The sequence below is a fragment of the Thiohalomonas denitrificans genome (genome assembly GCF_016841685.1).
Taxonomy (GTDB): domain Bacteria; phylum Pseudomonadota; class Gammaproteobacteria; order Thiohalomonadales; family Thiohalomonadaceae; genus Thiohalomonas; species Thiohalomonas denitrificans_A.
In genome coordinates, this window is record NZ_JAENYR010000062.1 from 1 (window position 1) to 20,736 (window position 20,736).

Below are 20,736 nucleotides of genomic sequence, written 5' to 3' on the forward strand. Positions count from 1 at the left end.
TTCGTCACCGATTCGGGCCTGCGCAGCAGGGGGTACGGCTCGCAATGACGGTCTAAAGGTTCGTCACTGATTCGGGCCTGCGCAGCAGGAAGTACGGCTCGCAATGACGGCTCCTGATGAACTTCCGCCCGCTGTCATTACGAGGAGCCCCGGCGACGAAGTAATCTCCTGCTCCCAAAACCCCAGATTGCCGCGTCGCTGTGGCTCCTCGCAATGACGGCTGAAGGTTCGTCATTGATTCGGGCCTGCGCAGCAGGGGGTACGGCTCGCAATGAAGGCTAAAAGTTCTCACTGATTCGGGGCTGCGAGCGGTGGGTGGGGCTCGAAAGGCGGATGAGAGCGCCGTTCCGTGCGCGCCCGCCGCAGCCTCTTTGGCTTTGAAACCGGGGGCTGCCCCGGCCATTCATGACTGGGGTTCGGGTTGCCGACAGGGGCAGTACCAGGCGTGTCGGCCGCTGGCAGAGATGCGTTTTGGGGGGCCGCCGCAAAAGGGGCACTTGGCGTTCCGTTGGCCTCGCTGTGGGGTGAGAAAATCGTCGGGCATGCGTTCCGGCTCGGCTTCGGCCTTGATGGCCGCTTTTATGACCTTCTGCATGGCGCGGTAGAGGGCCTTTCGTTGCGAAGCATCGAGACTGTCCAGCCGCGTTTTGGGGTGAATGCCGGCCTGAAAGAGCACTTCGTCGGAATAGATGTTACCCAGCCCCGCCAGCAACTCCTGGTTCATGAGAAAGCCCTTCACCGTCCCGCCACGCTCCTTCAGCAGGCCCGAAAAATGGTTTTCAGAGAGGGAAGTGGCGTCGGGCCCCAGTCCTTTTTTTTCGACGAATGCCCCGGGGCTTTCTGTCAGGGCGATGGCCCCCAACTTGCGCCGGCAGTTGAAGGCCAGGTGGCTTCCATCCTTGTAGAACAGCACCAGCACATTGTGTTCCGGATCCGCTTCGCTGTTCTCGCCGTACGCGACGTAACCGGTCATGCCAAAATGCAGCACCAACCAGCCGTCTCCACCGATATGCGCGAACAGGTATTTTCCATGCCGGGCTGTGTCGGTCAGCGTATGCCCCTCCAGTCGCCGGTGGAGCGACGAGGCATCGGTATCGCCCAGCATGCGATCGGCGCTGCGCAATTCGACACGGTCGATTACCTTCCGCAGCCCATGCGCTTCCAGATGGTGTTTGTAGACCTCGACATCGGGCAGTTCCGGCACGATTGATTCCCTGTGCAAGTCTTCTTCAAGCATAGCCCCGGCGGGCGTCAGTCGAGGCGACTTTGCAACGGGATAAAGCGGAATACCGGTATTTATCTACAAGGAGCAATGCGACGAAGGGAATAGCCCGATGGGCATCCCCGGAACAATACTCAGTAGCTTCCTCCTTTACCGGCAATCGCAAGGAGGCGAATGAGCTTCTTATCGTGCACGGCGAGCCGGGAGGGTGTTGCCTTTTCCTGCTTCTCCAGCCGGGCCAGTCGTTCCGGTTCGAGCTGGCGGCGGGGCTGGGGACGTTCATCTTTCTGGGGCTTTGGCATTTGCTTGCGTCTCCCATGGTCTCCGGCTCTGTCCAACAGCGGCAGGGCTGCGAAGACCTCGACAGTGATAACCGCAGTAGACACCTCCCCGGCGTCTAAGGTTCCCCTATATTCAAACGCATTCTTCGAAAGTCCAGAGAGAGACAGCGACCGCGCATGGCTTCGTATCCGATCATGCCACCGACCCGGAACCCGAAACGATATTCCAGTCCGAAACGGGGCATGCAGACCGCAGGCGGTTCTTCGACTTCGGTGCCCGCCACCTGCAGCAACTGGACCCGGGTGGGGAGCACGGTGACACTGCCGCCACCCCCTTCTCCGGTCAGGGGCAGATCGGCGATGGGAAGCCCTGCCGCGCGGGCTGCATCGACGGAGAGGGCGGCAGCGAAACCCTGCTGGCCGGTGTCCAAAAGCATGGGAAGAGTCGTTTGCCGATTGACCCCCGCCCTGACCAGCGGCAGAAACGCATCGGCCAGCCAGAACCGGTGACTGCTCTTGCGCGGGGCATTCTCGGGCCGCGACAGGCGCAGTTCGCCGGCGGCGAAATCGGCCTCGGTAAAAAAATGGGACAGCAGAGAAGTCCCCAGAATACCTTCGACCCGCACGTCATCGAACATGCGCTTGAAGGTTGCGCAAAGCGGCTGCACCTGGACCGGCAGGTTATGGAAGATGGCCTCGCCCAGTTTCAGCCGGCCCACTTGGCTGTAACGCAGGGCTGCGCTGCGCCCGCCGGCATAGAGCGCATTCTGTGGAGCGGATTGCCATAGCTGCAGTTTTCTCACCAGCTCTTCATCGAGCACCACCTCCTGCGAGCCGGTATCCAGCAGAAACAGCGTTTCATGCCCATCGACGTCGACGGAAAGCAGGGGTAGTGGCTCCAGTTTGGCGAGCGGGCAGCGGAAGGTTTCCGGTGCATCGATCGTCAGGGGAGCCTTTGAAAGCCGATGCAGCGCATGAGACATCAGGTCGCTGCCGAGTGCACGTACACAACTGGCAGCGGTCGCCAGCTGGCCACTTCGACGATATAACGCAGCCGACATTTTCAGGCTCTCGGGCTCGCGGGGGAGGTGGCGCAGCTGCCTTTCCGCCCTGTGATGATTGCCGGAAATGAGCGCCACATAGGCGAGTCGAAGGCGGGCGCTGCTACCGACCAGCCGGTCGTGGCGCAACGGGCGAAACCGGTAGGCGGCTTCGGCGAATCGGCCACTCGTGAAAAGGGTTTCGGCCTCCTGGAGGCGCTTGATGGGGTGCTCATCGTTGAACAGTGTGGACATATCTCCTCCCTGAAATTGGCCCCGCGCCGGAGGCTCGAGTAGCACAGGCCTTGAATGCAGGACCATGGGGCGGGCCGTCCCGCCGTTCAGCGCATAGAGTGTGTTCCACAAGAGCCGCCCGCGCTGCGTGCCCGGCGGATTACCTGTGCATCAGGGCGCCACCCTTCCGGTAAGTGTAGTTGTAACCTCATATCCAGAAGGGGTGTTTGCGACTCAAAAACTCATCGACAGTCAGGTAATGGGAGCCGTCACAGGAAAAGGTGAGGCCGATAACCCCGTTCATGACGTTAAGGGACCCCGAGCGGAGATAGATGTTTTCGTCGCCTTCACGCAGCGTCCGGAATTGTTCCAGTACGGTGCGGATGCGGTCCGGTGCAACCCGTGCCTCCGTCGGGTAACCTTGCGGGGGGTAGGCCAGCCAGATCTCCGGATCCAGGATCTCTTCCACACCGTGAAAGCGGTATCGGTACGGATCGTCGTAGACCCAGAAAATGGCCCGGGAACTGGAGAAGTGCAGGATGAAATGGTAGACGCCGTGTTGGCGCATCAGCGTGTCGATGGTATCGATGACCGCTTCTATCCTGCTGTCCAGCAGACTCGTCATCCGCTCCTGTTCAAAGACGTGGCCCCGAATTACCGGATCGCCTTTATATTGAGTCCATGCCATATCGCTGCCGACCTCCATGTCAGGCAGGGGAACATCCTCGATGTTGAAATCGGCGGCAACAAAGCCGACCAGTGCCTCATCCCGCGTAACGGCATGAATGGCGGTAATGCAGTGCTTGTGGCTGTATCGGCTGACGTAAACCGAGGAGAGCGTCAGACCGCGGAAGGGCAGGCTCCCGGTGTGAAACGGCCGTTCAGATAGAGGCTGTCCCCGACACTCCGGCTCCACGCCTTCAGCACTCACGTTCGAGCTAACCTGGATCCCTTCGGTATTGAGGGCGTAGAGTAGATGGCAGTGTGGGATTTGGCTGAACCCGGCCTTCAGTCTGGCGTCCAACGGATCGGAATCGTCCCAGACCTGTGCACACGACTCGGCAAGGGCAGCCATGGGGGCTTCCACCCGTTCGGTGAGTGCCGCTTTTTTATAGATGATCGCCTGTTTGAGCCACATGGAGGATACTTTAACACGCAGTCGCCGGGGTTCGTTCAAGCCGGACCATTTACCGGCTGCCTTTACCGGGTATCTTCGCCTGTGACTGTTACAGTTTGAAGACGGCGTCTTACCGGGTGCTCCAGGCCCTTCGAACCAGACCGCCGGCCGCCAGCTCGCGATCCTCTATTGCCTGAGGAGGGGGCATCTCGATGCATTGTTCCGCCCGGTCTGCCGGTGCCGCCAGGATGTTGGCGACCGTGTCGCGGCTCATTCCGAGGAGTTCGGCGATCTCCTCCAGCCGCCGATGCTCCTCCTCCTGGAGCACCAACACTTCCGACGAAGCGAGCAGTTCGGGTAGCCAGCCCAGTCGGCGTTCCGTGACCAGTCGGCGCAGACCACCGACCTCGCGGACCGCTCCGACGAAAAGTTCCAGCACGCGCTTATCGGCGCTTTCGGCCTGTATGCCCATTGCTACCTCCTGACCGATCGTATCCAGAGATTCATTGACGATAAGCGTAGCCGATCCACTCTCAGGGCCCCGGGAAATCCGGTTTTCGTGCAGATTTACGGCATGCATAGCCAGCTTATGTGAGCCTCGTCGCAAAAAAGCAGCTGGGCCAAAAGAGTAGCAAGATGGGATGACTATTTGTTTTCGCGGTAGCCCTTTTGCCCCGGTTTGTTTTGTAAACTGGTACCGGCAGAGAGAGAAAACTTCACCCCGTGAACACACCACGATTTTCAATCCAATAGCTTCGGGATACCCCAAATGGGAAGTGAACCACTCAACAAGGGCCAGGTCGTTCAGGAACGGACCTATCTGCCGCCACTGTCGATGGACAAGGAGGCCATCGGGAAGGGATTTCTGCACTATTTCAGCCATTTTCTGGGCCGGGACAAGCACAGCGAGTCCGACCATTACACCTTCGCCGCCCTGGCGCTCACGCTGCGTGACCGGCTCATGGAGCGCTGGCGGCGGACGCGCTACGCCTACGAACGTTCCGATTGCAAGCGCACCTACTATCTCTCGCTTGAGTTTCTGATCGGCCGCAGTCTCGGCAATTCACTCCTGAATCTGGGGGTTGAGGAGCCGGTTCGTAAGGCGTTGCATGAACTGGGCCTGCAGCTGGAAGAGATACTGGATGCCGAGCACGATGCCGGTCTCGGTAATGGTGGCCTGGGGCGTCTGGCGGCCTGTTTCATGGATAGCTGCGCCAGTCTGCAGCTGCCGGTACGGGGTTACGGGCTTCGCTATGAGTACGGCATGTTCCGGCAGCAAATGGAGAACGGCTACCAGTTGGAGGAACCCGATCACTGGCTACGCGACGGCAACCCGTGGGAGCTGGAGCGGCCCGAATACACCCAGCGGGTGCAGTTTGGCGGCCGCAGCGAATCTTACCGGGATGGAACCGGGCAGACGCGCTGGCGCTGGGTGGCCACCAAGGATGTGCTGGCGGTCCCCTATGACGTTCCGGTGCCCGGTTATCAGAACGACACTGTCAATACCCTGCGCCTCTGGGGCGCGGCCGCCACTGATGAATTCGATCTTGGTGAGTTCAACGCGGGCAGTTACCCCGAATCGGTGGAGCAGAAGAATGCCGCCGAGAACATCACCATGGTGCTCTACCCCAATGATGCCAGCGAGTGCGGCAAGGAACTGCGGCTGAAGCAGCAGTTTTTCCTGGCTTCGGCCAGTCTCAAGGACGTCTTGCGCTGGTGGGTGCACCATGACGGTGAAGACTTCTCCCGGTTCGCCGAAAAGAACTGCTTTCAGCTTAACGACACCCATCCCAGCGTCTCGGTGGCGGAATTGATGCGCTTGTTGATGGATGAGCACGGGCTGGGTTGGAACGAAGCCTGGGACATCACCCGGCAGACCATGGCCTATACCAATCACACCCTGCTGCCCGAGGCGCTGGAACGCTGGCCGGTGAGTCTGTTCGGGAGCCTGCTGCCGCGGCATCTGGAGATTATCTACGAGATCAACGCCCGCTTCCTCGAGGCGGTTTCGCGCCATTGGCCGGGCGACAACGACCGCCTGCGGCGCATGTCGATCATCGAAGAAGGCCATGAACCGCAGGTGCGTATGGCTTACCTTGCCATTGTCGGCAGTTATTCGGTCAATGGCGTCGCCGAGTTGCATTCGCGGCTGCTGCAGGAGGGGCTGTTCCTCGACTTTCACCAGCTGTGGCCGGAGAAGTTCAACAACAAAACCAATGGCGTAACCCAGCGGCGCTGGCTGGCCTGGTGCAACCCCGGGCTGTCAGGCCTGATTACCGAACGCATTGGAGACGGCTGGATCGCGGACCTGGATCAGCTCCATCGACTGCAGTCGCACGCTGATGACTACGCCTTCCGGGAGCGCTGGCGGGATGTCAAACGAGCCAACAAGGCCCGGCTCGCCGATCTGGTAGAGAGCGAGTGCGGTGTCCGTTTCGATCCGGACGCGATGTTCGATGTGCAGGTCAAGCGCATTCACGAATACAAACGCCAGCTTTTGAACATCCTGCATGTCATCCATCTCTATGACCGTATCAAAAGTGGCGATACCGCCGAGTGGACGCCGCGCTGCGTGCTGATCGGTGGCAAGGCCGCACCCGGCTATTTCATTGCCAAGCGGACCATCAAGCTCATCAACAATGTGGCCAATGTCATCAACAATGACCCGGGAGTGGGCAATCGGCTGAAGGTGGCGTTTGTCCCCAATTACCGGGTCTCGGCCATGGAGGTCATCTGCCCGGGCACCGACCTTTCCGAACAGATCTCCACCGCGGGCAAGGAGGCGTCGGGAACGGGGAATATGAAGTTCATGATGAACGGAGCGGTGACCATCGGTACCCTGGACGGAGCCAACATTGAGATCCGAGAACAGGTCGGTGACGACAACTTCTTCCTGTTCGGGCTGGATGCGCAGGAGGTCGGAAAGGCCCGGGAAAACTATGACCCGAACGCCATCATTGCCGGAAATCGGGATTTGTCTCGCGTCATGCAACTACTGGAGTCGGGTCATTTCAACCACTTCGAACCGGGGATCTTCGACCCGATTGCCGACGCCATCCGCACCCCTCACGACCCCTGGCTGGTGGCCGCCGACTTCACCGAATTCGTCACCGCGCAGGAGCAGGCCGCCGAGGCTTACCGTGACCGCGATCGCTGGACTCGCATGAGTATTCTCAATACGGCAGGGAGCGGGCGTTTCTCCACCGACCGGACCATGCTCGACTACAACCGCGATATCTGGAAGCTGGAGCGGATCAAGCCCCTGAACGGGGAGTAAATGGCTCCCGCGGCCGTTCCGAAGTGTGACAAAAGGCGCTCCGCGGGCGCCTGGAAGCGGCGCGCACGCCCCGCCCTATGCCGTTTCGGTTTTTCCGGGGGACGCGGGTCCGGAGGGTGAGTTGGGCTGGCCGCGATCCCACAGGTGCTTGGCATACTTCCAGTAGCCGCGCACGTTGTTGAGACGGGCATCGATGCTGGCATCGATCGGTTGCAGGCGTCCGTGTACCAGAGGTTCGAGATAGGGCGCGAGAACGGCGCCCCCTCCACCGGAGACTACGATCTGGTCGATGTCCCAGTCATCGGACCAGAGCCGATTCACTTCATTGGCCACATCGGTGGCCAGTCTGCCGAACACCTGTTCGGTCAGTCGTTTCAGGTCATAGCTCTTGCCGCGGATGCGGATCGAGCCTTTTCGGACACCTTCGTAAAGGCGATAGAGCTCCACGTCGACTCCGCTGCGCTCCTGCAGCTTGGAAGCGATGGTATCAAATGCCTGGGAGATGCCGGAATCGGTGGTGCGGCTGCCGCGGGCCAGATAATTGGTATGGTTGGCGATGGTGTAATCGGCAGTGCGAAAACCGATATCAATGACGCCGACCTTTTCACTCATCAGCGTTCGTTCCGCAGCCTCGCCCTTGTCGTTGAGCATGGCATTGAACAGGGAGCCGAATGGCTGCGGGACCACGCGTACTTTCTGCACGCTGATCACGGTCTCCCTGCGTTCGCCCTCGCGGTCGATGACGGTCACCGGGTGACGCCCCTGCAGCATGCGGGTCAATTCGTCGCGATGCTCCTTGAACTGGCCGACCGGTAGTCCGGTCACCAGATTCACCGGGAGATTGCGAGGCGCCAACTGGGCCAGGGCCGCCAGAGCCAGTGTCTTGATGAAACGCGTGACGAACTGGTCATGGTCCAGCGTGAAGTAGCGCACGCCACTCTGACGTTCGGCCAGTTCGCCTACAAAGAGGGCACCATCTTCGGTTTCGATGTGGATATAGTCGTCCTGACCCCCGGACAGGCTTTCGCGAAACGGGATGTCGGTGGCTTCCCCGAACAGGGATTTGAAGATCAGAGTTCGACGGCCGTTGGTCGCCTTGGTGAAGCCAAAACCGATATCGATACCGATGACTTCCACATTGCTCTCCTGCCTGCTGGCGAAATAGGGCTTTTTAGCATGCTGCCCAGGCCCGGTCAAAGCTCATTGGGCCGACGCTCGCGCGGTATGGCTGCTGTCACAACGGCTATGCTTGCGGTAGACGAGTGGCCCGCCGACTGAGAGGCATGAGCGAGCAAACCGGGAAAATCATCATCAAGGGAGTGACGCGTGACGGCCGCAAGTTTCGACCCAGTGATTGGGCGCAGCGCCTGACAACCGCTGTCGCCCGCCCGGGTCCCAAAGGTCGTGTGCGTTTCCATCCCAAGGTGACAATGATGACGAAGCACGGGGTCAACTGTGTGGTCATCGATCGGAGCCTGGAGGAAGAGGACCCGATGCTGTTCGAATTTTTGACCAATTTTGCCCGTTTCAATAATCTTGAGGTCGAGGAGACCTGAACCAGGCTTGCCTGAGAGAGGAAACGGTCGTACCTGTTCGCCTCCGCCCGAAAACCGTAGGATGGGGTGAGCCTGCGAACCCCATCATTGCTCGGAATACGGTTGTTTCTCGATGGGATTCGCGGGGCTCACCCCATCTCTCGACGTCGAGGAGACCTGGACAGGTTGTATCGGTAAAAATGGCGGGTGTCAGGCGTCCTCTTCGGGCCAATTCTTGATGTAGTGCTTCAGCAGCCGGTTTTCGAAGCGGGTTTCCGTCAAGAGGGCCTGGATGATGTCGCCGATGGAGATCACGCCGACCAATTGTCCGTCGGACAGAACGGGCAGGTGCCGGATGCGATTGCCGGTGGCGTTGTGCAACAGTGTGTCCATCGCCTCATCTATGGTCATCTCTGCGGTGCACGTCACCGGATCCGGCGTCATTACGTCCTGGACCTGGACGTCGCGGATGCGGTCGAGATAGTCATCGGCGGCCCTCATTACGTCGCGTTCGCTGATGATACCCACCAGTCGGTCGCCTTCCGTTACCACCAGGGATCCGATGCGATGCTGCATCATCAGTCTCACCGCGTCGGTCAGCAGCTGTTCGGGGCCGATGCCGATATGGTTGGCAGACTCCTTTTTGCGTAATAAGTATTTGACGTCCATATGGTTTCCGCCTGCATAGATGGGTAGACCCTACGTTAAAATGTATCATATGCAGCTTCCCCGGCAAGATGAGACATCAGACATGGCACTGCGGTTTTCCTCCCGTCCCGGTCCCCGGGAAAGGCATTTGGCCCGTAAGTGGGACAACCCCCTGTTTGATCGAGACCGGCCGCTCGCCCAGGCAGAAGTCGACGAAGCGGCTCGTCTCGATCGGGAAGAGCTGTCCGCCTTTTTGGAGCGCTTTCAGCGCCTGGTTCGTGAGGCGGCGGAGCTGAGTTCCAATGAGGAGAGCGAATCGGTGCTGGATCTGAAAGCCCGTCTTGAGCATGCCTATACGGAAGGAGCCGGCCTTGGGGGTAATCAGCAGCCGGTCATGGAGGCTTTGCTGAAACTGATCGAGGTGGTCATGCGCGCCGTTCGCGCAGGGGCCGGGGAGGACCCGGTGGCGCTCCGGGAGTTGGAGGATGAAGAGCAGGCGAGGCAGGTCCACTATCGTCTGCTTGAGCATGCCCTGGTCGCGGATTTGATGCGCCCCGACGCTCTGATCGGGCGGGAGGAGCTTGCGGAGACGCTGCTCAGTGAAGAGCCCCACGCCGTGGAGGCTGCGCTGTGGCTGTTTGGCCCCGATGAATTACGCCAGCTGCGGGAGGAGGCGCACCAGCGCCTGGAACAACTTCGCCGCGAGGGCCATGAGGCCACCGCTGCCTGGCAGAACCTAGCCCTCTTCGAGCGCACTGGCGAGGACGAGGTTCGGACCCGATAATTGGATTCGAAACGGCTTGCAGCCTGTCGGACCTTGGTCCGAGCTACAGCCGCTTTGTCCGCGCCCTCGGTAAAACCGCCTAAGGAGAGAGTATGCTGAGCCAACTCCGTGAATTCTTCGAACGTAACCTGAGCCCGCCCCGGGAAGTGGAAGGCTCCGATGAGCACGCGGTGCGCCTGGCGACCGCTGCTCTGCTGTTTGAGATGGCGCGTCAGGACGAGACGGTTCGTCCCGAAGAGCTGGATGTCATCGCCGATGCGGTTCAGCGCAAGTTCGAGCTCCCGAAAACCGAAACCGAAGAGCTCATGGCGCTCGCCGCTGAGGAGGTGCGTGAGTCGACCGATTACTACCAGTTCACCTCCCTGATCAACGAGCGGTTCAGTCCCGGTCAGAAAGTGCGGGTCGTCGAGCATCTGTGGGAGGTGGCGTGGGCGGACGGAAAGGTGGACCGTTATGAGGAACACATGGTGCGCAAGATCGCCGAACTGCTCTATGTCCCTCACAAGGACTTCATCGCGGCCAAACTGCGTACCGCTGATAATCAATAACCGGTCCGGCTCCTGAGCAACGTGCGAAACTTTGGAAATTCGGTTGTCCGCAAAACCGAAGGGACTACAATGCATCGGATTAGATGGCGTCTGCAGACGACCGCTGGTCCCTGGAATCCGCAATCATGAAGAGGATGCGACGGATGGCCAAAGACGTAACCGAAAAGAGAGTGGCAACAGCCCAAAGCACAGGCAAGAAAGCTTCTGCCAAAGGTACGGTTAAAAAGAGTGCCAGCCGAAAGGTTGCTTCAAAAAAGGCGGCCCCCGGGAAAGCGAGTGTCAAAAAAAGCGCCACAAGGAAGCCTGCTCCCGGTAGAGTGGCATCGAAAAAAACCGAAGCGCCCAAAAAGCTCAAACCGGCGACGATCGCAAAGAAAGCCCTTCCTGGCGCCGTCAGCGCGGAACAGCGCGCCGCCATGATTGCCGAGGCTGCCTTCTATCGGGCGGAAAAGCGCGGTTTTGCCGGCGGGGACCCGCACGCCGACTGGATTTCCGCCGAAGCCGAGATCGATGCCGCACTGGAGCGGGACACTATCTCTGTTCGCGGGTAGCCAGTTGAAGAATCCGAGTCCTGAATTTGGGAGGAATGGTTGCCAATGGCAATGAACGTGATGGTGGTGGACGCGGGGTATCTCGCCGGCGAGGTGGACTTCCCGGCCCTGGAGGCGGACCGGTTTGGCTGGTCACAGTACGGTGAGACGCCGGTGGCGGAGGTTCCGGAACGCTGTTGGCGAAGTCACATCGTGGTGACAGCGGCGACGCCGCTCGATGCCGCGACGCTGGATGCTATGCCCAAGTTGAAAATGGTGGCGGTAGCCGGTGGAGAGTGTACCCATATCGATATCGAGGCGGCACAAAGTCGGGGGGTGGCGGTCTGCCATGTCCCGGAGACCAATCCGGAGATGCCCGCCGATGCCGAGCGGATCTGTCGGGAAACCGTAGCGAATATCGATGCATTTCTGCGTGGCGAGGAGCGCAACCGGGTCTGTTAGTCTACTGTTTCACACTCTTCCGATCGTAATTGCAAACTTCGAAGGTCGGGTTTTAGCCCATCATGAAGCTTGAAACCGACCCGACGCTGCTCTGGCCAGCGTGTGATGCCGCCGGGACCGGCGGCATCACAGGTATCGACTGATTCGTCGTCAGGCCTCGTTTTGACGCTCCTGATCGTTCCGACGCTCCTTGCCTTCATTGACCCGCAGCTTACGCCCCAGGAACTCCTGACCGTCCAGGGCGGAAATGGCTTTGCGGGCGCCTTTTTTGTCCATTTCCACGAAAGCGAAGCCGCGCGGCCGGCGGGTAGCGCGGTCGGTCATTATTCGCACCGAATGGACATCGCCGTACTGCGCAAAGAGAACCCGCAGATCCTCCGGTTTGGCCTTGAAATTGAGATTGCCCACGAACACCGAATGGGGCTCGCCAGGCGCTTTTGCGGTAGCCGGTTTTTCACCGATACCCGCCAGCCAAGCCCCGAGGAGGGCACCGGTAAAGCTGCCGATGGTCATTGCGAGAGTCGCATTGAAGCCATCGGGCAGGAGCGCCGACGAGATGAAGAAGCCCAGAGTGCCCAGAAGAATGGCCAGAAGCGCGGCCTTGATAAGAAATCGTACAGGAGGCGAAGTGAATTGCATGGAGTCTCCCCAGTTAAGAGGTGTAAATGAAAGCCAATGGAGGGCCGGAAGCGTTACACCGTCACCTCCAGCCTCTGTCTCGTCCGCATGATTATGGTTTTGTCCCCGGACGAGTTGAAAAAGACCGGCGCATTGTATCGTGGTCCCGGTGCGGGCGAAATGCTGCCCCGGCTTGGTGGAGCCGAGAGGGCTTGTGAACAGGCCCGAAGCCCGGCTAATGGGTTAATCCCGCGTTGCGACTGCCTGCGCAGCGCGCCATCCCTGCGGCCGACGCCCCAAAATCAATGATTCGCACCCCGCTCGGTATTTTATCTGTTCGGTGCTCGAGGAGCCTGTCCGAGAATAGAACCGACCTACTGCGACCAAGCGGATTCACTTGGGCCGCAGGCCTGGATTGGGTATGCTGACGGTAAGTCCAAGTACGGGAGTAAGGCATTGCAGCTGCAAGTGTTTATCGAAGATGAAGTCAAGCCGGTGGAGGTTCCGGAATACGTGGCCAGTGAGGGTGAGGAGTTCTTCGCCAAGATGGACGCCGATATGGATGGCGGCTGGCAGATGAGTCGCACCTGGGTGGAGCAACCCAATCAGGTGCAGCGATGCCAGATAGCGGCCGATCGGCTGTTGGCGGCCCTGGAGGCCGGCGACGAGCCGATGACCATGCTCATGGCCGGCTATATCGTGACCCGGCTGCCGGGGGTTTCCGCGGTACGGGTGGATAGCAGTGGCGACATGATGGGGACGGAATTCGTCGAGGCCCAATCCCGGTGAGGATTGATGAATGATCCGAACCCTGGTATCGGTGGTCGAATTGGGGGGTTATGCCGATTTCGGGCCCCTCTACCGGCGGCTCGGATTCGAGCCGGAGACGGTGAACTCCGGCCGGCGGGCGTTAAGCACCGTCAAGCAACTCGAGCCGGCGGCCGTGGTGGCGGAATTCAACTACCAGAGTGACTTCAGGGATCGAACCAGCGCCCTGGAATCGCTGCTGGCCCTGACGCAGGGGATGGCCGATGCACGGGTGGTGGTTATCTATGAACCCCGCGACGAACCGCAGCTGGAGCGTCTGCGCCAGCGATTTCCCTCCTTCACCGCCATACCCCGACCGGTCCGGGAGGCCGACCTGGAGCGGGTGCTTCGAAACGGAATGGCTTGATGCCCTTCATGACAAACATCGCCGCGGGGGCGCGCCTCCTACGGGTCTGTCCCTCCGCTGTACCTGGTAGGAGGGCCGCCTCGGCGCGATGCCCTTCGTGACGGAAATCGCCGCGGGGGCGCGCCTCCTACGGGGTCTGTGCCTCCGCTGTACCTGGTAGGAGGGCCGCCCCCGGCGCGATGCCCTTCATGACAAACATCGCCGCGGGGGCGCGCCTCCTACCGGGTCTGTGCCTCCGCTGTACCTGGTAGGAGGGCCGCCTCGGCGCGATGCCCTTCGTGACGCCAATCGCCGCGGGGGCGCGCCTCCTGATATGGATTGCATCGCAACTTATTGTGCCAAAAGGATCTTTTTTTGGCGCAATAATTGACCAATCCCCGAGACTTCATGGATTGCAGCGCCAGACATGTAGTTTTGTCTTGCGATGCAATCCATGGGGTCTACCAGGTCTGTGCCTCCGCTGTACCTGGTAGGAGGGCCGCCCCGGCGCGGTCGTTCAGCCGCCCTTGAGCTGCTGGAGCATCTCCGGGGCCATCTCCAGCCCGGTTTCGCTACCGGGGTTTAGGGTGATGCCCACGCCGCTGCCGATGCGCTCGGCAATCCAGGTGAATTCCGTCAGCAGGCCCCCCTTGTATTTGGGGAAGTCCTCCAGGAACGGCTTGGCGCGCTCGGGGCTGGTGAACAGCGCCACCACCTGCATGCCCGACTCGTCCTCCAGCACCAGCGGCTGGGCCTTGTCGGAGCTCTGCAGTCCGGCGATCTCATATTTGTCCTCCACCGGCATGAACACCTGCGTGTCCATCAGGTCCCGGAGGAAATCTTCACCGGAAATACGGCCCTCCTGGGCGGCCAGCAGTTTCTCTTCGAGGTCGTTCTTGGGTTCGAAATTCTCAGACATCAGTTTAACTTTCCACAATAATGAGCGGCACGGTCATTTCCGCCTCCGATATTCCGCCATGGACACCGATCTGTAAAAACGGCGTTTCGGTCAGGAGACGGTCGCGAATGACCCAATTGTCTCGCATTAGCAGCGTGTAATCACCCACCCGTTGATGAAGGCGGGGATCCGCCGGGCCCCGGCCGAACCAGCCCGCTTCGATGAGTTCATGACTGCGCCGCATCTCTATCGCATGGCCTAGCTCGCCCTTGATGTAGGCCTCGAATTCGGCGGCGCGGCCCGAGCGGACATAGCAGAATGCCGCCCTCGGCTCTCCACACAACGGTAGGGCCAGGGTCTCCTCCAGACGCGGGTGCTCCTCCAGTCGGATGACCCGCTCGGGCGTGGTGTCGAGGAGCCCGTGATCCGCGGTGACCAGAACAATGGCTCCCGTGCCGGCGACCGCTTCCAGGAAATTTCCGAAAGAGCGGTCAAGATGAAAGAAGTGCTCGTTTACCGGGTCGCTGTGAAAGCCGTACTTGTGGGCGAGGGCGTCCACCTCCGTCCAGTAGGCATAAATATACCCGGGGCCTGTATCTACCAGCCGAGACAACTGCTCGAAAAAGTTGGAAAGCCCCTGGTGCCCGTGGCGTTCCGATGCGTTCCCGGTGAAGCGGGTGTAAGCGGAGTCGACGATTTCGGCCGGGGTCAGTACATGGCTGCGACCGACCAGTCGCTCCGCAAAGGGACGGGCCCCCACCAGTTGCTGCGGTTCAATCCCCAACTCGGTAAAGGCAGTGCCGCCACTCCGAGGCGCAAACGGAAGTACCGCACTGACGCTACCCAGTTCGCGAAACCAGGTGAACCAGCCGGTGATGGCATGCTGCTGCGGAGCCACTGCGGTGGCGAAGCTGGTAACCGCGACGGCGGTGGTGCTGGGAAACACCGAAGTCAGCTGGCCGGCGAGGTGCCATGCCAGGTGGCTATCAGGATGACGCTCCAGCAGTTCGTAGCCCAGTCCATCGGCGACCAGCAGCACCACCGGGCGGCCCTCCAGCCGCTCCGCAGGCAACTGCGGGAGCGGCTCATAACCACTGTCTCCGGCACCGCCGGCCCGGGCCACCGATGCCGCCAGATTGACAATGCTGTTGTCGTAGTCGGGCAGGTGCATAGCCGGTTAGTTTAGCGCACTGCTCATGACGGGTGGCGAGCGGCAGGTGACCGGCCCGGGAACTTGTCATTTTACTCGCCACTTTTCACTTGCTGCCCGTCAAACGTGTATAATGGCTGGTTTTCCTGTGCCGGTAATAGTTTTGTGATCGAGAACCTCCGTAACATCGCCATCATCGCCCACGTTGATCACGGCAAGACGACGCTGGTCGACCAGCTCCTCAAGCAGTCCGACACCCTGGACGAGCGTACCCAGCTCGAAGAGCGTGCCATGGACTCCAACGACCTGGAGCGTGAGCGCGGCATCACCATCCTGGCAAAAAATACTGCCATCAAGTGGGGCGAGTACCGCATCAATATCGTCGACACTCCAGGACACGCCGACTTCGGTGGCGAGGTGGAACGGGTGCTTTCGATGGTGGACTCGGTGCTGTTGCTGGTGGATGCGGTAGAGGGGCCCATGCCCCAGACCCGTTTCGTCACCGAAAAAGCACTGGCCCGCGGGCTCAAGCCTATCGTGGTGGTGAACAAGATCGACAAGCCCGGTAGTCGTCCGGATTGGGTCGTCGATCAGACTTTCGAACTGTTTGATCGTCTCGGCGCCACTGACGAGCAGCTCGACTTCCCCGTGGTCTACGCCTCGGCGATCAACGGCTTCGCCAATCTCGATACCGAGAGCACTGGCGGTGACATGATCCCCCTGTTCCAGACCGTGGTCGACTTCGTGCATGCACCCGATGTGGAGCCGGAAGATCCGTTTCAGCTTCAGGTCTCGCAGCTTGACTTCAACAGCTATGTGGGCGTTATCGGCATCGGTCGCATCAGCCGCGGCCGCGTAAAGAGCAATTCGCCGGTGACCATCGTCGACCGCGAAGGCAAGCGCCGCAACGGCCGCATCCTGCAGATCTTCGGCTTCCTGGGTCTGCAGCGCGTGGAGGCACCCGAGGCCCAGGCGGGAGATATCATCGCCTTTACCGGTATCGACGATCTGGGCATCTCCGACACGCTCTGCGACCCGAATGCGGTAGAGGCCCTGGCGCCGCTCAGTGTGGATGAACCCACCGTGAGCATGACCTTCCAGGTCAATACCTCCCCCTTCGCGGGCAAGGACGGCAAGTTCGTCACCTCCCGGCAGATTCGTGAACGCCTGCAGCGCGAACTGGTGCACAACGTTGCATTGCGGGTTGAGGATACCGGCGATCCCGACCGGTTCCGTGTCTCCGGCCGTGGCGAATTGCACCTGTCGGTCTTGATCGAGAACATGCGTCGCGAGGGGTACGAGCTGGGCGTCTCCCGCCCCGAGGTCATCCTTCGTGAGGTGGAAGGGAAGACGCACGAGCCGTTCGAGCAGCTCACCGTCGATGTGCCCGAGCAACACCAGGGCGGCGTCATGGAGAAACTCGGTACCCGCGGTGGCGAGCTCAAGGACATGATCCCGGACGGCAAGGGGCGGGTGCGGCTCGACTACATCATCCCGGCGCGCGGTCTCATCGGCTTTCGCACCGAATTCATGACCGCTACCCAGGGTGCGGGACTGCTGTACTCCGTCTTCGACCACTACGGACCACAGAAAAAGGGTGAATTCGGCGCGCGCATCAATGGCGTGATGATGGCCAACGGCACCGGCAAGGCGCTCGGCTACGCCCTGTTCAACCTCCAGGAGCGCGGCCGCATGTTGATCGGCCACGGCGAGGAGGTCTACGAAGGCATGATCATCGGTATCCATTCGCGGGACAACGATCTGGTCGTCAACCCGTTGAAGGCCAAGCAGTTGACCAATGTCCGTGCCGCCGGCACCGACGAAAATATCCAGCTGACCCCGCCCATCCGCATGACGCTGGAGCAGGCCCTTGAGTTCATCGATGACGATGAACTGGTGGAGGTGACTCCCAATCATATCCGCCTGCGCAAGAAGTTCCTCAAGGAAAACGAGCGCAAACGCGCCGGGCGCAAGTAGCGCTCTGCGCATAAGGCGTATCTATCATCGCGGCTTCCGCCGCTCCTGCAAATGCCGGGTTGCCCCAGGTGGGAGTGGCTGGAGCCGCGAATAATAATCCCCGGGTTCCGATGCCGCCGCCCCAGCCAAGCCGGGGCATTGCCCCTGTAGGAGCGGCGGAAGCCGCGATAATCCGCGTTCCGATTGGAGCGGCGCGCCCCCCCCCAGGGCGTGACCGGGTGGCGAGGGTCGTCGCCGGCAACTATGATGGCTGTCCAACCCGAACCAGAAAGCCGTTATGCACACTCTGTATCCGGCAATTCGGCCCTACGTATCCCATAGCGTCAAGGTGGATCCGCCCCACGTCCTGCATGTGGACGAGTGCGGCAATCCCGGGGGAATCCCGGTTGTTGTCCTCCACGGCGGACCGGGAATGGGTTGCGATGACTACCAATGCCGCTTTTTCGACCCGGATCGCTACCACATCGTGCTGTTCGACCAGCGGGGAGCCGGGCGCTCAAAGCCTCACGCCTCTCTCGAGAATAACACCACCCAGGCGCTGGTGAAGGACATCGAGGCGGTTCGCGAGCATCTCGATATCGAGCAGTGGCTGGTGTTCGGTGGCTCCTGGGGTTCCACTCTGGGACTGGTCTATGCCGAAACCCATCCACAGCGGGTGCTGGGCATGGTGCTGCGCGGCATCTTTCTCTGTCGGCCGCGGGAGATCCACTGGTTCTACCAGGAGGGTGCGAGTCGGATCTTTCCCGATGAGTGGGAGCACTATCTGGCACCCATCCCGGAAGCGGAGCGGGATGATTTGCTTGCGGCCTATCACCGCCGGGTCACCGGCGAAAACGAAGTCCAGCGCATGGCCGCAGCCAAGGCCTGGTCCCTGTGGGAAGGGCGCACCTCCACCCTGCGTCGTTCCGAGGTGGCGGAGCAGCATTTTGCCGACCCGTACCGGGCGCTGGCGCTGGCACGCATCTCCAGTCACTACTTCATCCACGACACCTTCCTGGAAGAGAATCAAATCCTGCGGGATGCGCATCGGCTGGAAGGTATCCCGGGGGTGATCGTCCATGGCCGTTATGACATCAATTGCGCCCTCGACAACGCCTGGGAACTTCACAAGGCGTGGCCCGAGGCCGAGCTTCATATCATTCCGGATGCCGGCCACTCGGCACTGGAACCGGGCACCCTTGATGCGCTGGTGCGCGCAACCGATGGTTTTGCCGAGCGCCTGGGATGATTGGATTACTGCAGCGGGTCTCCGAAGCGACGGTGCGGGTGGAGGGTGAAGTGGTCGGTACCATCGGGCAGGGGTTGATGGTGTTGATCGGGGTGGAGCGCGGCGACGACGAAGCGATTGCCGACCGGTTGCTGCAGCGTCTGCTGGGCTACCGGGTCTTTCCCGATGAAGAGGACAGGATGAACCGATCAGTGACCGATATCGCGGGCGGGCTGCTACTGGTTCCCCAGTTCACGCTGGCCGCCGACACTCGCAAGGGTATGCGGCCGAGCTTCACGCCCGCTGCGGATCCCACCGATGGGGAGCGCCTCTTCGATTACCTCCTGGAACAGGCCCGCTCCCGGTATTCCAGGGTACAGAGTGGCCGCTTCGGTGCCGACATGAAGGTCTCCCTCACCAATGACGGCCCGGTCACCTTCTGGCTCCAGGTCCCGCGTTAACCACCCGTCACCGGTGACACCGGGCATGGCGACAATCATGAAGGTATGCTCCCAGGACGATGATGATGCGTGAACGGATTCGGGTACGCGGCCAGGTACAAGGGGTGGGGTTTCGTCCCTTTGTCTATCGCCTGGCGGGTGAGGCCGGGCTGATCGGGTGGGTGCTCAACGATGGCCACGGCGTGCTTCTTGAGGTGCAGGGCGATCCCGCTGTCATCGGCAAACTGGCCGAACGGCTCTTCAGTGAGGCCCCGCCGCTGGCGCGGATCGACCACCTGGAGCGCTGCCCGGTGCCTTTGCAGGGAGAGGAGGGCGGGTTCACGATCCGCGAGAGCGAGAGGGGAACGGCTGATACCGCCGTAACGCCGGACGCCGCCACCTGTCCGGCGTGTCTCGCCGAACTGTTTGACCCCGCCGATCGGCGCTACCGGTATCCCTTCATCAACTGCACCCATTGCGGGCCGCGCTACACCATCACGCGGGCGATCCCCTACGACCGGCCCAATACGACCATGGCCGCCTTTCCCCTTTGCGAGGCGTGCAGCCGGGAGTACCGCGACCCGCTGGACCGCCGCTTCCATGCACAACCCAATGCCTGCCCGATCTGTGGCCCTTCGCTGGAGTTGTACGACGCCGCCGGATATCGGCAGAACGGTGACCCCATCGCCGCGACACTGGCCCGGCTGCAGCGCGGTGAGGTGGTGGCCATCAAGGGACTGGGCGGCTTTCACCTCGCCTGCAATGCCCGTGATCCCGAAGCCGTTGCCCGCCTGCGCCGCCGCAAGGGGCGGGACGCCAAGCCGCTGGCGGTGATGGCGGCCAATGCCGAATCACTGGCGGGGTGTGTCGAATGGACCGAGGCGGAGCGGGCGCTGCTGACCGGTAGCGAACGGCCCATCGTGCTGCTGCGCAAGCGATCGAACACGGACAGTGAACTGGCCGGCTGTGCACCGGGCGTCGGCTGGTTGGGGGCTATGCTGCCCTATACGCCGATACATTATCTATTGTTCCATGAGGCGGCGGGTCGGCCGGTGGATGGTGCATGGTTGCAAGCCCCATGGGAATTGCTGCTGGTGATGACCAGCGCTAATCCAGGCGGTGAGCCGCTGGTGATCGACAACGATGAGGCGTTGCGGCGCCTCTCCGGGATCGCCGATGCCTGGTTGATGCACGACCGACCCATCGCGGTTCGGTGCGACGACAGCGTGATGCGTGTGGATGCCGGTGGAGCGGCCTTTATCCGTCGTGCCCGCGGCTTCACTCCGCAGGCAATCCCGTTGCCGCACGCGGGTCCTTCGACCCTGGCGGTGGGCGGCTACTTCAAGAACACCGTCTGTCTCACGCGCGGCAGTGAGGCGTTTGTCTCGCAGCACATCGGCGACCTGGATGGCGCCGCGAGCCGGGGTTTTCTGGCGGAGGTGATGGAGCACCTGTGCGATGTGCTGCGTATCCGGCCGGAGCAGGTGGTGCACGGTCGCCACGGCGACCTGCCGGGAAGCCAGTGGGCAGCGGATTAGGCCAACCGAACCGGGGTGAGGCGGATAGAAGTGCAGCATCACCACGCCCACATCGCCGCGGTGGCCGCGGAGCACGG

Annotated in this window: 21 protein-coding genes and 1 pseudogene; 12 read left to right on the plus strand and 10 right to left on the minus strand. The window is 61.2% G+C overall.

From position 1 onward, the window contains the following. Positions 1-403: 403 nt before the first annotated feature. The 5 genes from Q7L05_RS12800 to Q7L05_RS12820 form a co-directional block, all read right to left on the minus strand. Entirely contained in the window at positions 404-1,204 is an 801-nt protein-coding gene (locus Q7L05_RS12800) for an Fpg/Nei family DNA glycosylase (RefSeq protein WP_303907208.1), read from the minus strand. Between the two features lie 152 nt (positions 1,205-1,356). Beyond that, on the minus strand, positions 1,357-1,524 hold the full coding sequence (locus Q7L05_RS12805; protein ID WP_303907210.1) for a hypothetical protein: 168 nt from the start codon (positions 1,522-1,524) through the stop codon (positions 1,357-1,359). Between the two features lie 95 nt (positions 1,525-1,619). Continuing rightward, a complete protein-coding gene (locus Q7L05_RS12810) occupies positions 1,620-2,798 on the minus strand; it encodes a retropepsin-like aspartic protease (protein WP_303907214.1) in 1,179 nt (392 codons plus the stop codon). 187 nt (positions 2,799-2,985) lie between these two features. After that, positions 2,986-3,915, minus strand: coding sequence for a hypothetical protein (locus Q7L05_RS12815; protein ID WP_303907216.1), 930 nt, complete (start codon positions 3,913-3,915; stop codon positions 2,986-2,988). A 109-nt stretch (positions 3,916-4,024) separates the two neighbouring features. Then, positions 4,025-4,366, minus strand: a complete 342-nt coding sequence (locus Q7L05_RS12820; RefSeq protein ID WP_303907219.1) for a hypothetical protein — start codon at positions 4,364-4,366, stop codon at positions 4,025-4,027. 297 nt (positions 4,367-4,663) lie between these two features. On the opposite strand from Q7L05_RS12820, the gene Q7L05_RS12825 reads away from it, so the two are divergent. After that, the gene (locus Q7L05_RS12825) at positions 4,664-7,171 is read left to right on the plus strand and encodes a glycogen/starch/alpha-glucan phosphorylase (RefSeq protein ID WP_303907222.1); all 2,508 of its coding nucleotides are present in this window, start codon (positions 4,664-4,666) and stop codon (positions 7,169-7,171) included. 75 nt (positions 7,172-7,246) lie between these two features. On the opposite strand, the gene Q7L05_RS12830 is transcribed toward Q7L05_RS12825, so the two are convergent. Further along, positions 7,247-8,308, minus strand: a complete 1,062-nt coding sequence (locus Q7L05_RS12830; RefSeq protein WP_303907225.1) for a ParM/StbA family protein — start codon at positions 8,306-8,308, stop codon at positions 7,247-7,249. 146 nt (positions 8,309-8,454) lie between these two features. On the opposite strand from Q7L05_RS12830, the gene Q7L05_RS12835 reads away from it, so the two are divergent. After that, a complete protein-coding gene (locus Q7L05_RS12835) occupies positions 8,455-8,727 on the plus strand; it encodes a DUF3579 domain-containing protein (protein ID WP_303907228.1) in 273 nt (90 codons plus the stop codon). Positions 8,728-8,916: 189 nt separating this feature from the next. On the opposite strand, the gene Q7L05_RS12840 is transcribed toward Q7L05_RS12835, so the two are convergent. Then, a complete protein-coding gene (locus Q7L05_RS12840; RefSeq protein ID WP_303907231.1) occupies positions 8,917-9,375 on the minus strand; it encodes a CBS domain-containing protein in 459 nt (152 codons plus the stop codon). Between the two features lie 82 nt (positions 9,376-9,457). Here Q7L05_RS12840 and Q7L05_RS12845 point away from each other — a divergent pair, with 82 nt between their 5' ends. From Q7L05_RS12845 to Q7L05_RS12860, 4 genes are all read left to right on the plus strand, one after another. Next, positions 9,458-10,138, plus strand: coding sequence for a hypothetical protein (locus Q7L05_RS12845; protein WP_303907234.1), 681 nt, complete (start codon positions 9,458-9,460; stop codon positions 10,136-10,138). A 92-nt stretch (positions 10,139-10,230) separates the two neighbouring features. After that, positions 10,231-10,686, plus strand: coding sequence for a TerB family tellurite resistance protein (locus Q7L05_RS12850; protein WP_303907237.1), 456 nt, complete (start codon positions 10,231-10,233; stop codon positions 10,684-10,686). Positions 10,687-11,003: 317 nt separating this feature from the next. Next, positions 11,004-11,237: a DUF2934 domain-containing protein gene (locus tag Q7L05_RS12855; protein ID WP_303907240.1), complete on the plus strand. Its 234-nt coding sequence runs from the start codon at positions 11,004-11,006 to the stop codon at positions 11,235-11,237. Between the two features lie 45 nt (positions 11,238-11,282). Next, positions 11,283-11,678 carry a hypothetical protein gene (locus Q7L05_RS12860; protein ID WP_303907243.1) on the plus strand — a complete coding sequence of 132 codons (396 nt, stop codon included), beginning with the start codon at positions 11,283-11,285 and terminating at the stop codon, positions 11,676-11,678. A 150-nt stretch (positions 11,679-11,828) separates the two neighbouring features. Here the strand turns inward: Q7L05_RS12860 and Q7L05_RS12865 are convergent, their stop codons facing one another. Beyond that, the gene (locus tag Q7L05_RS12865) at positions 11,829-12,317 is read right to left on the minus strand and encodes an RNA recognition motif domain-containing protein (RefSeq protein WP_303907246.1); all 489 of its coding nucleotides are present in this window, start codon (positions 12,315-12,317) and stop codon (positions 11,829-11,831) included. Positions 12,318-12,752: 435 nt separating this feature from the next. Here Q7L05_RS12865 and Q7L05_RS12870 point away from each other — a divergent pair, with 435 nt between their 5' ends. Together Q7L05_RS12870 and Q7L05_RS12875 are read left to right on the plus strand one after the other, a co-directional pair. Further along, positions 12,753-13,085: a hypothetical protein gene (locus Q7L05_RS12870; RefSeq protein WP_303907249.1), complete on the plus strand. Its 333-nt coding sequence runs from the start codon at positions 12,753-12,755 to the stop codon at positions 13,083-13,085. A 10-nt stretch (positions 13,086-13,095) separates the two neighbouring features. Next, positions 13,096-13,470 (plus strand): hypothetical protein, encoded by a 375-nt coding sequence (locus Q7L05_RS12875; RefSeq protein ID WP_303907252.1) that lies wholly within the window; start codon positions 13,096-13,098, stop codon positions 13,468-13,470. A 496-nt stretch (positions 13,471-13,966) separates the two neighbouring features. Here the strand turns inward: Q7L05_RS12875 and Q7L05_RS12880 are convergent, their stop codons facing one another. Together Q7L05_RS12880 and Q7L05_RS12885 are read right to left on the minus strand one after the other, a co-directional pair. After that, positions 13,967-14,368, minus strand: a complete 402-nt coding sequence (locus Q7L05_RS12880; protein ID WP_303907255.1) for an SseB family protein — start codon at positions 14,366-14,368, stop codon at positions 13,967-13,969. Between the two features lie 4 nt (positions 14,369-14,372). Beyond that, on the minus strand, positions 14,373-15,518 hold the full coding sequence (locus Q7L05_RS12885) for an alkaline phosphatase family protein (protein WP_303907257.1): 1,146 nt from the start codon (positions 15,516-15,518) through the stop codon (positions 14,373-14,375). 144 nt (positions 15,519-15,662) lie between these two features. Between Q7L05_RS12885 and typA the strand changes: the two genes are divergently transcribed. The 4 genes and pseudogenes from typA to hypF all read left to right on the plus strand — a co-directional run. After that, positions 15,663-17,474 carry a translational GTPase TypA gene (typA, locus tag Q7L05_RS12890; RefSeq protein ID WP_303907260.1) on the plus strand — a complete coding sequence of 604 codons (1,812 nt, stop codon included), beginning with the start codon at positions 15,663-15,665 and terminating at the stop codon, positions 17,472-17,474. 277 nt (positions 17,475-17,751) lie between these two features. Further along, on the plus strand, positions 17,752-18,702 hold the full coding sequence (gene pip, locus Q7L05_RS12895) for a prolyl aminopeptidase (RefSeq protein ID WP_303907263.1): 951 nt from the start codon (positions 17,752-17,754) through the stop codon (positions 18,700-18,702). Then, a complete protein-coding gene (dtd, locus tag Q7L05_RS12900; RefSeq protein WP_303907266.1) occupies positions 18,699-19,142 on the plus strand; it encodes a D-aminoacyl-tRNA deacylase in 444 nt (147 codons plus the stop codon). The genes pip and dtd overlap by 4 nt, the downstream gene beginning before the upstream one ends. Before the next feature lie 65 nt (positions 19,143-19,207). After that, positions 19,208-20,736 (plus strand): annotated as a pseudogene (gene hypF / locus Q7L05_RS12905) (carbamoyltransferase HypF); the annotation flags it as partial.

Excerpts from the sequence above, each read along its gene's own strand:
- Q7L05_RS12850 (WP_303907237.1), top strand. The coding sequence starts at position 10,231 with ATGCTGAGCCAACTCCGTGAATTCTTCGAACGTAACCTGAGCCCGCCC.
- pip (WP_303907263.1), top strand. The coding sequence starts at position 17,752 with ATGCACACTCTGTATCCGGCAATTCGGCCCTACGTATCCCATAGCGTC.
- Q7L05_RS12845 (WP_303907234.1), top strand. The coding sequence starts at position 9,458 with ATGGCACTGCGGTTTTCCTCCCGTCCCGGTCCCCGGGAAAGGCATTTG.
- Q7L05_RS12885 (WP_303907257.1), bottom strand. The coding sequence starts at position 15,518 with ATGCACCTGCCCGACTACGACAACAGCATTGTCAATCTGGCGGCATCG.
- Q7L05_RS12840 (WP_303907231.1), bottom strand. The coding sequence starts at position 9,375 with ATGGACGTCAAATACTTATTACGCAAAAAGGAGTCTGCCAACCATATC.
- Q7L05_RS12825 (WP_303907222.1), top strand. The coding sequence starts at position 4,664 with ATGGGAAGTGAACCACTCAACAAGGGCCAGGTCGTTCAGGAACGGACC.
- Q7L05_RS12835 (WP_303907228.1), top strand. The coding sequence starts at position 8,455 with ATGAGCGAGCAAACCGGGAAAATCATCATCAAGGGAGTGACGCGTGAC.
- dtd (WP_303907266.1), top strand. The coding sequence starts at position 18,699 with ATGATTGGATTACTGCAGCGGGTCTCCGAAGCGACGGTGCGGGTGGAG.
- Q7L05_RS12875 (WP_303907252.1), top strand. The coding sequence starts at position 13,096 with ATGATCCGAACCCTGGTATCGGTGGTCGAATTGGGGGGTTATGCCGAT.
- Q7L05_RS12805 (WP_303907210.1), bottom strand. The coding sequence starts at position 1,524 with ATGCCAAAGCCCCAGAAAGATGAACGTCCCCAGCCCCGCCGCCAGCTC.
- Q7L05_RS12865 (WP_303907246.1), bottom strand. The coding sequence starts at position 12,317 with ATGCAATTCACTTCGCCTCCTGTACGATTTCTTATCAAGGCCGCGCTT.
- Q7L05_RS12880 (WP_303907255.1), bottom strand. The coding sequence starts at position 14,368 with ATGTCTGAGAATTTCGAACCCAAGAACGACCTCGAAGAGAAACTGCTG.
- Q7L05_RS12820 (WP_303907219.1), bottom strand. The coding sequence starts at position 4,366 with ATGGGCATACAGGCCGAAAGCGCCGATAAGCGCGTGCTGGAACTTTTC.
- Q7L05_RS12810 (WP_303907214.1), bottom strand. The coding sequence starts at position 2,798 with ATGTCCACACTGTTCAACGATGAGCACCCCATCAAGCGCCTCCAGGAG.
- Q7L05_RS12815 (WP_303907216.1), bottom strand. The coding sequence starts at position 3,915 with ATGTGGCTCAAACAGGCGATCATCTATAAAAAAGCGGCACTCACCGAA.
- Q7L05_RS12860 (WP_303907243.1), top strand. The coding sequence starts at position 11,283 with ATGGCAATGAACGTGATGGTGGTGGACGCGGGGTATCTCGCCGGCGAG.